The following is a 14,460-nucleotide window of genomic DNA, read 5'->3' as shown; positions in this document are numbered from 1 at the left end:
AGAACTCCTTACTTAGGAATCCCCCTCTTCTAAAAGAAGTGAAAGTGGGGGGATTTCAAACAACTAAAATAAATAATATGTGCTCAGTCAGTATGATTAATTAAGAAATTGTTTTTATCTAGTACCATATACATTTTATTATCTTGCATATTAATAGGTAGAAACCCAATTTTTTTATAAAGTGTTATAGCACGGGTGTTATGAGGTAAAACGTACAAATAAACTTCAGACATATTTAATCTTTCAAAAGCATATTTACAAGTTAAGATAGTAGCTTGTGTGCCAAATCCTTTTCTCTGAGCAGGGATATGTCCAATCATTAACCTTCCAAATTCTGCAGAATATTTTTTGTATCAATATTATATAGGGCATTCGTTCCGATTACTGGTTTAAAATGTTCATGTTCTTGTACCATGAACATTTGATCGGCTCCTTTTTTACATAATCAATAAACCATTTTTTTGTTGTTTATTTATCGTATCGGTATTAATAAAATACTGTTTAATATTGTTTTGATTTCTCCACATTCGTATCATTTCTATATCAGCTTCTTTAATGTTTCGAATTGATAATTTTTCATTCTTGGAATAATATATCATTTCATTACTTACTGCTCTACATATTTAATAACTTGCTCACACACATAATCCACATCATTTTTTGATAAATGAAGATGTAAAGGTAAAGAAATTACGTGTTCAGATATTTCATGAGCACGTGGGCAAGTATCTTTTCCATAAGCATACATTGGGTACTGGGTATTATCTCTATAATGTACACCAGGATATATATCGGCCTGATTCAATGCTAATAATAATTCATTTCTATTTTTAGCTTGAATTATATAGGTATGATAAGAAGATTCACACCCGTTAGGCTGTGGAATAATCATTATTTTAGAAGTGTAAGGACTTAATCGTTCATCGTACCACTTTGCCAGTTGTCTACGATAAGCGTTATCGCGATCTAAATATTTTAATTGTACTAATCCGATAGCTGCAATAATAGAATTTCCATGGTATTTATAGCCAACATGCTCTACATCATACATCCATTTATAAGCACCTTTTTTTTCAACTCGTTCATAAGTGGTCTTGTCAATACCCATCCATGTTAATTTTCTACATAATATATCATAATCATTGTTTTGAAAACAAATCATTCCAGAATCAGCTGTGGGCAGGTTTTTTACGGCTTGAAATGAATATACAACGACATCAGCTTCTTTCCCGGGGATTTCTCCCATTAAACGCGTTCCAGCCATATGAGCTGCATCAACAATGAGACGTAAATTATACTTTTTACATATTTCTACAATCTGTTGATATTGGCCGGTGTTTCCTCCAATTCCAACATACATAATTGCTCGTGTTTTTTTTGTAATCTTATTTTCAACATCTTGTGGATTTAGACAAAGGTATTGATCCACATCTGCAAAAATGACTTTTAAATTTTCATATTTAATGGCATGGTTTGTAGATATAAATGTTAGAGGTGTAGAAATAATTTCATCATCATCGTCCCATTTGTGGTACATTTTTAAAACTTTGACAGCTAGATGAAGTCCCGCGGTAGCCGAATTAACAAAATGAGAATTAGGAAACCCTGTGTATTTATTCCATTCTTGTTCAAATTCTACGGTTTTATAACCTAAACCGGTCCATCCCTTTTCTAAACATTGTTGAATTTCTTGTAAACATTCAGAAATTTCGAATTTCGGAACGAATAATTGAATAGCCATGAATATCCCCCTTATGTACAAAATTAATACATAGCACATTATTACAAATATGATAGAAAAAGTTTGTCTCATAACTGCCATTTAAAATTAAAATTGATGGTATAAATAAAGCACAACCACATACCTTAGAATACATAGGGGCTGGATTTAGTAAGCTCTATGCAAAGAGAAAGGAGAATGTTATGGGGCAAAAAAATAAAGGGCTATCATTAGAAAGTAATATTAATCAATCTAATGAAATTTATCAACAAAAAAGTCGTGCATTAATTACCAAAAGACCTACACCTATACAAGTGTTAAAAAGCAAAGGGAGGCATATTGTATCAGGTCTGTACGTGAAAAAAAGCACTGTAGACTATGAGGGTGTATACAATGGATATGCTGTGGCTTTTGAGGCGAAATCAACAATGAATTCTAGTAGTTTTCCATTGAAAAATATTCGCGAGCATCAAGTTTTATATTTAGAACAAGCGGAAAAAATGGGAGCAGTGTGTTTTTTTTATTAGAATTTCGTACATTAAATATAGTGTATTTAATGTCTTTTCATCTGGTGAATGAATATATAAAAAATGCTTACCAAGGTGGCCGGAAATCAATTCCGTTAGATGATTGTAATTTATACGGATATCAAGTACACAATCAAAAGGAAATTCCATTGGATTATTTGCCATATATAGATAAAATAATTAATAATAAAAAATGCGAATAGATATCTATCTAATATTGAGATAGATTTATTATGTCTTTTTTTTTAATTATAGTTGGTATATATAACCAAAAAAGTTTTGGTATTTTGGTATATATATCATATAAGATAAAAATAAACATAATTTTTCAGAATATAGCATACATATATATTGCAACCTGTGTGCATCACTGTATAAATTATGCTGCAGGTTGCAGGGGGACTTGCATTTATAATGGTGAGATATGATGTATAAATTGAGTTGGATTATTTGTCTGATTCCATGTTGAAATAATATTTATTTATAAAGATAAAAGAATTTATAATTTAATATTATTGCTCAGACATTGAAATGATGTATTTATGAACCTATCGCATGTATGTTTGGTTTGTAATAGAATCATATTGAAATGGGGTGAAACGAATGATGATGAATAAAACCTATACGTTTTGTATCTATCCAAATCAAATGCAAGCGCCTCTAATCAATAAAATGATTGGCTGTTCTCATTTTGTATGCAATCATTTCCTATCCATATGGAATCATGCATACAAAGAACCAGGAAGAAAGTGTTTGGCTAAAAGAAGTGGATTGTATTACGATATAGTCGTCTGTTCGCAACCTTGCGTATACACGCTTATAAAAAAATAAAATTGTACCCCGCGTTTCAAAGTTAAGAAGAACAAGGTACAATTTTATACCATAAAACAAACAAATGAAAACATTGTCGTTGTAGGAAACAAAATGAAATTATCAAAAAAAGGTCTTGTTTGATTTGCCAAAACCCGCGAAAAAAGGATGTATTATACATGCTACAGTTAGATAGAAACCTTCTGGAAGATACTGTGTATCATTGTGATTTGAAACAGAAGTGCAAAACTTCCGAAGGCATAATCTTACATTGGAATGGATGTTTGATGAAAAGAGTTCACCATTTTGTCAGATTGAACAACCTATAAAAAATCCGAAAAGAAGTTAGCGAAAGCGCATCGTGTTCTTTCTAGAAGAATAAAAAGATCTTCTCGCTGGCATAAACAGCGAATAAAAGTAGCTAGAGCTAGCATTCATGAATACATGACCTATGCTAGAAAAAATTACTAGTCTCAACTGAGATTATCAAAATCCACGATGTGATCGGTATAGAGGATTTACAAGTATCAATCTAAAGGATGAATCGATAAGGATTCTAACAGCAAGAGCTACGGGGCTAGCTTAATAAACTAGAGCTCTTTACTTAGGAATCCTCCTCGTTTACACGAAGTGAAAGTGGGGTAGTTCAAATCATGAAAAAACCTATTGTTTGAAAATAAAAAAAGACATAATAAGGGACAACACTCAATAATGATGAATGTTGTCCTTTATTAGATGTCTCGGCTAGTATAGTACATGTTAGGTGTGCAGTATTATTTTTTCGTAAATTGTATCAGGATTATTTGTTCAAATTGATAAGGTGTTGATTCTCATTCTAAACAAATCAAATGAAAATAATACTAGCATATGAATGATTATAATATGCACTTTGTATTTGTGTAGATTATAATTTACTCTTTATAAATGTAAAATTATTTACGTTCCACTGCAGCCTTGCCCGAATGAGAAAGCCCATCGCCTTTAGGCATGGGATGAGAGTGAGTCGTGCAATCGTTGGGGCGATGATACACCCTCATCTTGAAGGCTGTTGAAAAAAATTATATAAATCGAACGCCTTCAAGTCATTAAAGAAGGAGTCTTTGATTTTACATACTACACGTCCCCCCTACACTCTAGAGGAGAACATACAATCTTCCTTGACAATACAAAAGAATGAAAACATTGCTGTTATGGGAAATAAACTAAAGTGGTCAAAACTAAATTTTATTTAATTTGTATTATGTATTACGGTTAGTTAACACAGAAGTGCAAGACTTGCCGAACATACACCCTCATATTGGAGTGGACGTCGGGTTAACAGATTTGCGCTATTCTTCATGTTTAGTTATTTTCCTTTTATCAAACAGCCTTTTTGAACTGAATATATGGCTTCCCGCATGTTATTATAAAAACAAGCCAACAAAACCCTTCCCGGCACTGGGAAATCATGTAGTTGTCCTATCTATTCACAAAAATAACAGTCAGATTATTATTGAGAAAATAATCTGACTGTTATTTTTAATTAAAATGAAAACTTATTAGCTTCTCACAGAGAATTTCTCACTAAAAAATCTGAAGAGGAGAAATTGGTGTCAGTAGGTGTAAATCTATTGTTTTTGTATAATTATGTAACAGGGGGGCGAAGCTCTTACTTGCTCCTGTCCCTTTCATTTATAAATATGGATTTAAATTATAATAAGGTGCTTGTCAAGAGAAAAATACATACATCTTAAATCTCAAATCATAATATAAAATAGAGGAGAAAGGAGTCGTCATGATAAAACTTACTGAATATGACTTAGCTTATATTTGTTACTACTCAGAAAAGGTAGCATTACCAGCTCTTGTAGCGGGTTATTCGCCTAGGCTAAGGTCCAACGACATAAAATTTTTACTCGAAGATTTACGTAAGAAGGAAGTCTTTGATTTTTATAAAAATACCTATGAAGAATTATTGGAAGAATAAGGTTTTTTCAGCTATGCTAGTAATGTAAATTTACCAGCGGTTTTTGGCAAAGCGAACAGTAGATAAAAGAATTACACATTAACATAAAATATTTACAAAGTATTCTGGGGAAATGAAATAATTTGATTGCACAGCCAGATGGAAAGGGGATAGATTATCATAAATAATTAATCATTTGTTAGTATTGAACTTCTTATAGCACTTGGGCTACTGTACGCTCTTTTATAGAGTGGTTACTAGCAAATCTTCTATTTCCATCACCTCGTGATTTTTGATGATTTGAGTAAAGGGCTCCTGAAAGTATTCTGATTTTATATGTTGGATTTGTTCATGAATACAAGAATTCCAATCGCTGTTCATACCAGTGTGCCCTACCCTTTGTATGTTTAGCCTCAAAATTTTTCTTCTCTCACAATCGAAATGGGGTGAAACGAACGAATGATGATACGTTTCGTATCTATCCAAATCAAGCACAAGCGACTCTAATTAATAAAAAATTGGCTTTTGTATGCAATTATTTCATACTCTCCAAGTGCAGTGAAAAAATCAAGTGATTAAAGACGCAAAAAATTTGTTTACTATAAAAGTAAAGAAAAACCAGTATAAAATTATCCTAATTCTAAAGAGGCGTGTTTGTGTATGGAACAATCAAAATTATTTATTTAATCCTACTTATATTTCAATCTCATTTCAGGTAAATGAAAAGTTGATTCGTATAAGAATCCAAGCTTTATTAAGCGCTACAAACAAACGTAATCTGAAGGTACACTGCGTATCACAAAAAAAGCGAATAAGTGGATAGCCTAAATAGCAGTCACACTTCCTAGTAATAAAAGGACAGGAACGAAAATTTCAGGTATAGACTTAGGTCTCAAGGTCCCCGCGGTAGCAATCGCAGATGATAAGGTGTTTCTTCGGGAGTGGTAGGTATAATAAATATAAGAAGCGTACGTTGCGTAGTGTACGTAATAAGTAGAAATGAAATCCATTTGGCGAATGGACGATAAAGAGTAAAGACCGATGCAAGATAAAAATCATAAAATAAGTTGTGCAATTAGAACAATTAACAAATATAAAAATGATAAGGACAAGGTATAAAAACGAAAAAAACTACACACTTGGTCATTTTATCGTTTATCACAATTTATTATCTATAAAGAATAGCTGGTATTCAGATTGAATATGTGACGCCAGCTTATAGAAATCAAAGTTATCTGAAATGTACTAAAACGAATAATGCTCGAGATAGAAAATATAAGTGTCTATGTGAGTTGAAGATACATCGTGGGAGTCTCGAATGGTTAGTATTTCTAAAAATGCAATATATTAAGGAAACTTGGATGTGACTGATGTGAACAAGAGAAATAATAACGAGTATATAAAGACACTTTCTGTTCTACTTCCAGAAAAAAGAGTGTCTTTATATGATTTTGTGAAGATGGTTTGGAATGTCCTTTTATACGCACTATGTTATATCCTATACAGGCGTTATAAGATAATACATTTAGTTTATCACAGAAAAAAGAGTTTTGATGTAGAGTTATGTTATGAAAAAATACTTTTGACAAAAGTTTAATTGCTTTAAGAAAGATGCTTAATTTGTAGTATCGTTCAAGAGAAGCTATTTTTTATTTTAAATATATGGCTAATAAATCATTGGAAATTTAAATATGTTTAGAGAGGCGGAAATACTATATGAATGCAAAGCAACTACGTATACAGGTTTTGGACGTACAAGATTTACATTGCCAAACTTGTTCGTTTCAAAGTGCTTCTTATACGTATTGTTATAAGCAGTGTTTAATCGGATCGTGGATCGAACAAGCTGGTAAAGCATTGTTATTAATTTCTGAAGTAGATTCTTTAGAAAAAATATATGGAGAGAGTGAGAAAAAATGGGATTATTTATGCGGAGAAGCGGTTAAATTACAAGAAACACATGTTACCTATCGAGCTATTGCAAAATTTTTAGGTTGTGATGAGAGTACTTTACGAAAACAATTAAAAAAACGTGAAGTACAGTTTATTTGAAGGATAAAGTCAAATAAACTGTAGGAACTGTAGAAATTGAAAAGAGGGATTATAAATGAATAAAAAAGTAAAATTAGCAAGCGTTTTATTAGGAAGCGCTATATTATTCGCTGCCTGTGGGAACACAGGAGAAGTAGTTACATCAAAAGTTGGAGCGATTACCGAAAAGGAACTTGGGACAAATTTGCAAGAACAATTTGGAAAAGTAGCAGTGTATCAGATGATGGTGAAAAAAGTACTAATTCATGATTATCCAGTTTCAGAGAAAGAAGTAAATCAGAAATTAGAAGAATTAAAAAAACAAACAAACCAAAAAAATGTAACAGATTTAATTAAACAATTTGGTGTACCCAATGAGGAAGCTCTAAAAGAACAATTAAAAGCCCAAGCGGCGTTAGAAAAAGCTGTTAAAAAGTCTATTACTGAAAAGGAATTGAAAGAAAATTATAAGCCGGAAATCAGAGCTAGTCATATTTTAGTGGCGGATGAAAATACAGCTAAAGAAGTGGAAGAAAAAATTAAGCAAGGAGAAGATTTTGCGGCTTTAGCAAAACAATATTCTACAGATACAGGTTCCAAAGAGAAAGGTGGGGATCTTGGAGTATTTGGTCCCGGTATAATGCAAAAAGAATTTGAAGATGCTGCATATAAGTTGCAAGTGGGCGAGGTAAGTGAACCAGTTAAAACAACATTTGGATATCATATCATTAAATTAACAGAGAAGAAAGAATTGAAACCATTTGAACAAGAAAAAGAAAATATCCGTAAAACATTAGAACAAAAACGTTTACAAGATCAAGTATGGCAGCAGCAGTTTATTCAAAAGTTGCTTGAAAAAGCAGATATTAAGGTGAAAGATGCTGAATTTAAGGATGTTTTTAAGCCGCAGAAAAAGGAATAAGTAGATACTACCAGAGGCCATGGGGGGAGAGTTATGCGGGGATATGCTGTGATAAAAAATTGGGCGAAATATATAGTAATAAGTTTGATTATCACTATCGTTTTACAAATCTTTGTAGTACAACCATTTCGTGTGAAAGGGGAGTCCATGAATCCAACTCTACACGATGAACAATGGGTTCTTGTATCAAAGTGGTCTCATGTATTAGGAAACGTTCCTGCATATGGTTCCATTGTGGTGTTAGACAGTCAATTAGATGAACAACATAATATGTGGAATGATTTGTTGGAAACCAATATTGGTCAGTTGTTTGTTGAAAATTCTTCAGTTAATTATATTAAAAGGGTAATTGGAAAACCAGGAGATACGATTTCGTATAAAAATGGAGTTTTGTATCGAAATGGAAACAAGATACAAGAACCGTATTTGTATGAGAAAATGTCCGAACAGGAAAATCAAACATGGCGAGTACCGGCGGGACACTTATTTGTGTTAGGGGATAATAGGAATAATAGTAAAGATAGTCGCATGATAGGGTACATTCCGCTGGATCATATACTAGGTGTTGCACACGATTTTTGATAACCCTATATGTGAATAGGAAATTGAGGTGAAAGTTTGCCGCCAAAGATAGGTATATTTGTACTGGGATTTTTGGTGGTAAGCTTTTCATTTTGGAAAAGACCTTACGTGAAAATGTATGTTTCCAGTCAACAACGCTTTAATATATTAAAAATACTTGCTTTATAGTAGTGGAAGGAATGTTTTTAATTTCAAGGAAATCAATAATATATTTTTTATTTAAAACAGCTATTTAGGCAAAAAATACTACTTGTATTCCTCGCTTATTTGATTATACTAAACAAAAAAAGAAAGGAGTACATCCAGTCATGTTTTGAGACAGGGATGGTATAAATTATGTCTACTCAGCAACGACAACAAGAACTTATTAATATGCTATTGCAAGATCAAAAATGGCATACTTTAGAAGAAATTGCTGAACAAATTCAATGTGCAGTAAAGACTGTTCGGCGAGATTTGCATTATTTGAAAAATCAGTTACCTTTAGATTGGCAGATACACGTCATTAAAGGAAGAGGTGTAAAATTATATAAACCTCCTCATTCATCTCAAACCAGTGTGTATTCTTTTTTTAAGCAAGAAGACATGCGATTTCGAGTTTTAGAACAATTGTTACAAGGGAATATTCGTACAGTGACGGAACTAGCTGATGTACTATATGTACAAGTAGCAACTATTTCTTCAGTACTCCGTGAGGTTCAGGAATATCTAAATCATTTTGATTTAGAGTTGCATAAAAAACCTCTGCGTATTGTTGGAATAGAAGCGCATATTGTATATATGTTCTATGAATTGTATTTTACAACCTATGGATGGGATAAATGGCCATTTTCTGACGAATTTGAAATTTTTTCTTACGTAAAAAACATCGAACAAAAACTAGATATTCAATTTTATCCGATTTATAAACAACGGTTGGCTTATTTACTAGCGATTGCTGTGCAACGTAAAAAGAAGGGGGATAATATAAGTGTGTTACCTATTCATGAGGCACTTATAATTGAAACACCCTTTTATCATAAAATTAAAGCGCTGCCTTCTGTTTTATGTGGTGTTTCACTTACAAAAACAGATAAAGTGGTAATGACAATTGCTGTAAATTGTTGTATGTTTGTTTATTCTAACAGAAGTCGTTATAAAGAAGAGCTTCTTCAATATTATTATAATGGGACATCTATGCTATATCAATACGTCAAAGATTTAGTAGTACAATTAGAAAATGAATTTAATATGCTTTTTCATCGAGATGAAGAGTTCTTGTTTTATTTGTTACAATACATTAGACAAATTTCATATAGGTATCAGTTTATTCCGACAATTACATCACCTACATCTGAATGGCATGAAAAAGTGAAACAAATACATCCTGTAACATTTGAAAAAGTTCAAAAAGTTTATACATCATGGATACAACAATACCCATTTTTTTCTCGGGTGAACGAAGAAGATATTCTAGCCATCACGTTACAATTAGAGGCTGTATTTCAATTATCTCAAGCATTTCGAAAAAATGTATGTTTGTATTTAGGAGATGCTATTTTATGGAAACGATATATACAAGGTGTACTTTATCATGAGTTTGGGAATACACTATCAATTGTATCGGAGGAAGCATTAGATATTCAAGAGTACGATTTCGAAAAAATGGGAATAGATGGTATTTTAACGACGGTTCCACTAGAAAAAATGAAGGTACCTGTGCTACACATATCAGTTATTCCGACTCGAAGAGAATTAGACGATATTAAAACCTTCTTAGAAATGGATTAAGATGGCTTGTTATGTTAATGATATTTCATTCATTATTTCTTGATAGAAAACTTCCACCTCAAGAAATAGACAGAGCAATATGTAATGAATAGGGGAGAGAAATGACAGTTATAGATAAAAGCCTAATATTTCTTCTAGTGTAGTTAAAAAAATGCTGGAATGTATTAGTGGCGGTAAACCCCCCCTTCAGACAGTCGGTGGACTGTTAAGTGGAAGAGGGGTTTACGTTTGCTGATTTGATTATATTTTATGATGTAAGGGCCGTTGTAACGATAATGTAAGTCTTTATTTATCCGACTTATTAGCTACATTCTCCATTTAGATTCTCGAACACACATATTTGTGATTTTGTGTAAGAAGGTTCTTTCCTCAAAAATGAGATGTAATGTGAAGTATCTGTGTCATGATTTTGAAAAGTAGTGGCGTAAAAGGTGAATGGTACAGGAAGAAAGTTATAGTTGTTTCAAAAACATTCAATTTTATTCAAAGCTATATTCAAATTGTGATTACCCAAATAACGACGTTACACATCTAAATCTTCGTAAATGAGATTGTCCCTATGGTTCGCGTATCATAATAAGAGATAGTAACAGAATTTTTATCCTTTTCTTTTAAGATAAGTTCGATTAGCTCTGTTTGAAGGCTTTGTCCTTTTTTGATTACTGTCGTATGAACTACTATAGATTTAGTGAGTGAAACAAATCTAATTTACTCTTTGTTTACTTAGAAAGAAAAAGATTATAATTGCAAATTATTACAGAAAGCCCTTTTCTATGATTATTAAAAAATTGGAAGTGAACATCCATACTTTTCAAAAATATATCAAAATATCAACTAACCCTCCCATTCTGATTGAATATGAAAAATAGTTTGTATGGGTATATAAAATAGAAAAAGCTTGTTATTTTCAAGCTACCATATTTTATATTAAGGAGCGATCAGAATTTCATCTCATTATATCATTATATATAGTTTTTGTTATAGAAATGAAATATAGCTTATAAAATCTATTATGTGGGGGAAAAATCCAGTTGCTTATCTTGTAAAAGGATTCTATAGCTAGAGTTCAAATAATATGGGAAAGAACAATTATTAAGATAATATAATCATTTTTTTTTTTTTGAATATTATTTATTATTCTGCATCTAATTAATTTATTATACCGTGAAAACGGATTGAGAAGTAAGGAAGAATTCAAAGACCAAAAACTAATAAAAATTGGTTATAATTACAAAAAAATGTTGAAACTATTGATGAGAGATCCAATGTAGATATTATGGAATAAAGGGTGAAAAGTTAGTGAGGTGTACAGTATGAATCCAAAAGAAAAGAGAATTCGTATTTTAGATTTACAGGATCAGTATTGTCAAACATGCGAATATCAAATGCGCTCTTTGAAAGAATGTATTCAAATTCACAACTGTATGGTGGGAAAAGAATTCCAATTTTTAACAAAGGATCTTTTTATAGAGAGTAAAGGACAAAAGACAAAAGAAGAATGGGATGAGGTTTGTAGGAAAGCTGTGGCGTTAAAAGAGCAAGGATTTGGAGCAGGGAGCATTTCAAAGAAGCTGGATTGTTCGCGCAGTACGTTATATGACCAATTGAAAAGAAGAGGTTTGTGGCAAGGAAAAAGTAAAACAGAAATACAGGAACAAAGTCGAAATAAATGGGAGCATTGGTGTCGACAAGCAAAAAACTTAAGGGAGCAGGGATGGAGTTATCCAAAAATAGCACAACATCTTAAAATCCCTGCATCGAATTTACGTAATGAAATGCGTAAACGAGGTTTTTATGGTAAATAGGTGAAGATAGTAAGAGTGAAAAAGTACCAATGTTATTAGGCGAGTATTTCAACCTTTCGGAACTTTTCCTATTTGATAAACGTTCGAAATGGCAATAAGTGCTGCGGATTACGAGTTATATGTTTCTCAAGTAAATAGAGGTGTTCATATTTTTAAAAATAGTAGTAACTACTCAGCTTCTTCAAATAAAAAAACAGGCCAAATACATGTTTCCGATTCGAAAACATGAAAAGAAAATACTCCAATCAGAGAAAGAATCTATGCCAAATAGAGAAATTCTCTTATGAAGTCGTGTTATTCCAAGGAACCGTTCTAGTTTCTATGACTTGGTTTATCGCTTGTAAGACCGATTGTTTTTGTTTTTTCATGGTACTCATAAAGCTTCGTATCTGACAAAAAGATTCTGCGCCTTTCTTACTTCGGAAAGTCCCAGACACTTTCTGTTTTACTTTCGTCATCCGAATATCCCGTTCTGCTTGATTGTTATCAAATGGAATGGCTGGATGTTCTAAAAACGCTAGAATTCTGTCAGAATACTTGACGAAGCGATTCCATAAATTTTGAGAAGGCGTCTGCTTTCCTTTCTTCTTTTGTTTCGTGGAAAGAATCTGTTGTTCTTTCAATATGGATTGATACATAATAAACAGATTCTTTTGCGTCGCTTTTGGCATGGTACCTTCGGATTGCTTTTTCATCGTCAACGCTTGCGTTAGAAATTTCTGCATCTGTTGTGCCCATTGTTCTCCAGTACTATCTATAATTCCTTGTAAATCTCGTAAGAGATGGGCATTACATAAAACGTGACGACAATCTGTATACGCATCATACGATTTCCAACCATCATGCATCGCAATTCCAGAAAAAGATGGCAAGATTTCTCCAGCATCCATTGCTTCTTTTCCACGTTTTTGATGAATATGTTGCAATGTCACCTCCGGTGTACTGGCAGTATGTAACCATTGTGTTTTGTTTTCTACACGCATACCAGTTTCATCAAAATGGACAACAGGAGACTGCAGAATCTTTTCCTTTACTTCTTTTATGAATGGCTGCAATTGAGAAGCGAAAGCCTGTGTATGATTTACCAGGGTTCCTTCGCTTATAGAATGTCCAAAACAATCCTGAAAGAATTCTTTTGTTCGCTTCAAAGAAATGCATTGATAATGCGTTAAATAGGGAATCAGTCTTTTTATATTTGGACCATATTGAACAGGACGAGATACTGTCGAAGGAAATTGGGCTTCTTGGATAGAATGGCAATGTGGGCATTCTTTCTGTTCTACTTTATGTTCTGTCACTTCGATCTGAATAGGTGGTAAGTCATACACTTGGCGAATGCGATACCCTTTTACAGGCTCGTGGTTCAAGGAAGTATGACAACAAGTACAATATGTAGGAGAATGTGTAATCGTATGATCTGGAGTCGCTGTCAAACCAAGAGTATGTCCCTTGTGGCCCAACTGGCCACCCGTTTGACGATGAGACGGTTTGCGCAAACTTTTTGTAACGGGCTTACCCAAACCATCTGTAGAAGGTGGCTTATGACTATTTTTGGAGTTTTTTTTTGAAGCATTTTCTAGTTCTTGTATACGTTTTTCTAACTTAGAAAATGTTTCTTCAAATAAAGAAATAACAGCTTCAGGTCCTTTTTTATATGTATCTAAAATAATTTTTCGATCGACCATAAGATTCACCTCCCCTGTTTGATATACTCAGTATTTACAAATGGGAGGCATATGAAACTAGTAAAATTTAAAAAAGACACCGAAAGGTGGCTGAGTAGTTACAAATAGTATTTGTACGCTGGATATATTTATTTATGTTTCTTACTTCGCACATCTTTCAGCATTTAGTGAATTACAATATTGTAAAATAATTATTAACGATTGTGGAAAGAAAAAGATATTTATGAATGTGCTTGTTGCTTATATATATCATACATACAGTCTATGGAGTGATGAAAAAATAGAATATGCTGGATTTTTAGAGTTTGAATCTATGACCAGATATGTATGAGTGGCCTCTATTCTGACTAATTGAGCCAATGGCTTATAGAAATGTATACTGGATAAGATAATAGGGTATGGCCATACTTTGAAAAAGAAAAATACGTTAATGGATTTTTTGGTTTGATAATTAATTTAATAACATTCCTTGGTAAACTGACAAATATAGCTGATATATATAATAGGGTGTTTTTGCCCATCCACTCGAAATGGAGGAATAAGCAAATGAATATTGTATACTCCTTGTATTATAAAATTCTTATATTAAAACTAAGTAAGTTATATTGTTTGTAAAAGTCTATATTTGATGTTATTTAAACCATACACCTTTCATTGTAACAA

The 14,460-nt window shown here is 32.4% G+C and carries 10 protein-coding genes and 3 pseudogenes; 9 read left to right on the top strand and 4 right to left on the bottom strand.

The features are described from left to right. Positions 1-83: 83 nt before the first annotated feature. The 3 genes from MHI28_RS36340 to MHI28_RS32955 form a co-directional block, all read right to left on the bottom strand. Entirely contained in the window at positions 84-320 is a 237-nt protein-coding gene (locus tag MHI28_RS36340; protein WP_445661807.1) for a GNAT family N-acetyltransferase, read from the bottom strand. Between the two features lie 117 nt (positions 321-437). Continuing rightward, on the bottom strand, positions 438-599 hold the full coding sequence (locus MHI28_RS32960) for a hypothetical protein (protein ID WP_340828726.1): 162 nt from the start codon (positions 597-599) through the stop codon (positions 438-440). A gap of 8 nt (positions 600-607) precedes the next feature. Then, complete coding sequence (locus MHI28_RS32955; RefSeq protein WP_340828723.1) at positions 608-1,741, bottom strand: DegT/DnrJ/EryC1/StrS family aminotransferase; 1,134 nt, start codon at positions 1,739-1,741, stop codon at positions 608-610. A gap of 182 nt (positions 1,742-1,923) precedes the next feature. Between MHI28_RS32955 and MHI28_RS36335 the strand changes: the two are divergent. The 9 genes and pseudogenes from MHI28_RS36335 (at position 1,924) to MHI28_RS32905 (ending at position 12,112) form a co-directional block, all read left to right on the top strand. Further along, positions 1,924-2,450 (top strand): annotated as a pseudogene (locus tag MHI28_RS36335) (Holliday junction resolvase RecU). Between the two features lie 400 nt (positions 2,451-2,850). Next, positions 2,851-3,587: pseudogene (locus MHI28_RS32940) on the top strand (helix-turn-helix domain-containing protein); the annotation flags it as partial. Positions 3,588-4,831: 1,244 nt separating this feature from the next. After that, positions 4,832-5,023, top strand: a complete 192-nt coding sequence (locus tag MHI28_RS32935; protein WP_078188096.1) for a hypothetical protein — start codon at positions 4,832-4,834, stop codon at positions 5,021-5,023. Between the two features lie 541 nt (positions 5,024-5,564). Then, positions 5,565-6,309, top strand: a pseudogene (locus MHI28_RS32930) (RNA-guided endonuclease TnpB family protein); the annotation flags it as partial. A 409-nt stretch (positions 6,310-6,718) separates the two neighbouring features. Further along, positions 6,719-7,054 carry a hypothetical protein gene (locus tag MHI28_RS32925; protein ID WP_340828717.1) on the top strand — a complete coding sequence of 112 codons (336 nt, stop codon included), beginning with the start codon at positions 6,719-6,721 and terminating at the stop codon, positions 7,052-7,054. Positions 7,055-7,109: 55 nt separating this feature from the next. Continuing rightward, positions 7,110-7,955, top strand: a complete 846-nt coding sequence (locus MHI28_RS32920; RefSeq protein ID WP_233936784.1) for a peptidylprolyl isomerase — start codon at positions 7,110-7,112, stop codon at positions 7,953-7,955. A gap of 33 nt (positions 7,956-7,988) precedes the next feature. Next, on the top strand, positions 7,989-8,537 hold the full coding sequence (gene lepB / locus MHI28_RS32915; protein WP_078187313.1) for a signal peptidase I: 549 nt from the start codon (positions 7,989-7,991) through the stop codon (positions 8,535-8,537). Between the two features lie 336 nt (positions 8,538-8,873). Continuing rightward, positions 8,874-10,307 carry a BglG family transcription antiterminator gene (locus tag MHI28_RS32910; RefSeq protein ID WP_078187312.1) on the top strand — a complete coding sequence of 478 codons (1,434 nt, stop codon included), beginning with the start codon at positions 8,874-8,876 and terminating at the stop codon, positions 10,305-10,307. Positions 10,308-11,620: 1,313 nt separating this feature from the next. Continuing rightward, positions 11,621-12,112 carry a hypothetical protein gene (locus MHI28_RS32905; protein ID WP_340828713.1) on the top strand — a complete coding sequence of 164 codons (492 nt, stop codon included), beginning with the start codon at positions 11,621-11,623 and terminating at the stop codon, positions 12,110-12,112. Between the two features lie 281 nt (positions 12,113-12,393). Here the strand turns inward: MHI28_RS32905 and tnpC are convergent, their stop codons facing one another. Further along, positions 12,394-13,797 carry an IS66 family transposase gene (gene tnpC, locus MHI28_RS32900; protein ID WP_100910632.1) on the bottom strand — a complete coding sequence of 468 codons (1,404 nt, stop codon included), beginning with the start codon at positions 13,795-13,797 and terminating at the stop codon, positions 12,394-12,396. Between the last annotated feature and the right edge of the window lie 663 nt (positions 13,798-14,460).

Origin of the sequence: Bacillus sp. FSL K6-0268, from assembly GCF_038005425.1 — a bacterium.
Lineage (GTDB): Bacteria > Bacillota > Bacilli > Bacillales > Bacillaceae_G > Bacillus_A > Bacillus_A thuringiensis_S.
The sequence above is the reverse complement of the archived record's forward strand: the minus strand, read 5'-3'. Positions and strand labels throughout refer to the sequence as shown.

What these genes read in the sequence shown, in the direction of transcription:
- tnpC (WP_100910632.1), bottom strand. Translation starts at nt 13,797, where the DNA reads ATGGTCGATCGAAAAATTATTTTAGATACATATAAAAAAGGACCTGAA.
- MHI28_RS32955 (WP_340828723.1), bottom strand. Translation starts at nt 1,741, where the DNA reads ATGGCTATTCAATTATTCGTTCCGAAATTCGAAATTTCTGAATGTTTA.
- MHI28_RS36340 (WP_445661807.1), bottom strand. Translation starts at nt 320, where the DNA reads ATGATTGGACATATCCCTGCTCAGAGAAAAGGATTTGGCACACAAGCT.
- MHI28_RS32910 (WP_078187312.1), top strand. Translation starts at nt 8,874, where the DNA reads ATGTCTACTCAGCAACGACAACAAGAACTTATTAATATGCTATTGCAA.
- MHI28_RS32920 (WP_233936784.1), top strand. Translation starts at nt 7,110, where the DNA reads ATGAATAAAAAAGTAAAATTAGCAAGCGTTTTATTAGGAAGCGCTATA.
- MHI28_RS32925 (WP_340828717.1), top strand. Translation starts at nt 6,719, where the DNA reads ATGAATGCAAAGCAACTACGTATACAGGTTTTGGACGTACAAGATTTA.
- MHI28_RS32960 (WP_340828726.1), bottom strand. Translation starts at nt 599, where the DNA reads ATGATATATTATTCCAAGAATGAAAAATTATCAATTCGAAACATTAAA.
- MHI28_RS32935 (WP_078188096.1), top strand. Translation starts at nt 4,832, where the DNA reads ATGATAAAACTTACTGAATATGACTTAGCTTATATTTGTTACTACTCA.
- lepB (WP_078187313.1), top strand. Translation starts at nt 7,989, where the DNA reads ATGCGGGGATATGCTGTGATAAAAAATTGGGCGAAATATATAGTAATA.
- MHI28_RS32905 (WP_340828713.1), top strand. Translation starts at nt 11,621, where the DNA reads ATGAATCCAAAAGAAAAGAGAATTCGTATTTTAGATTTACAGGATCAG.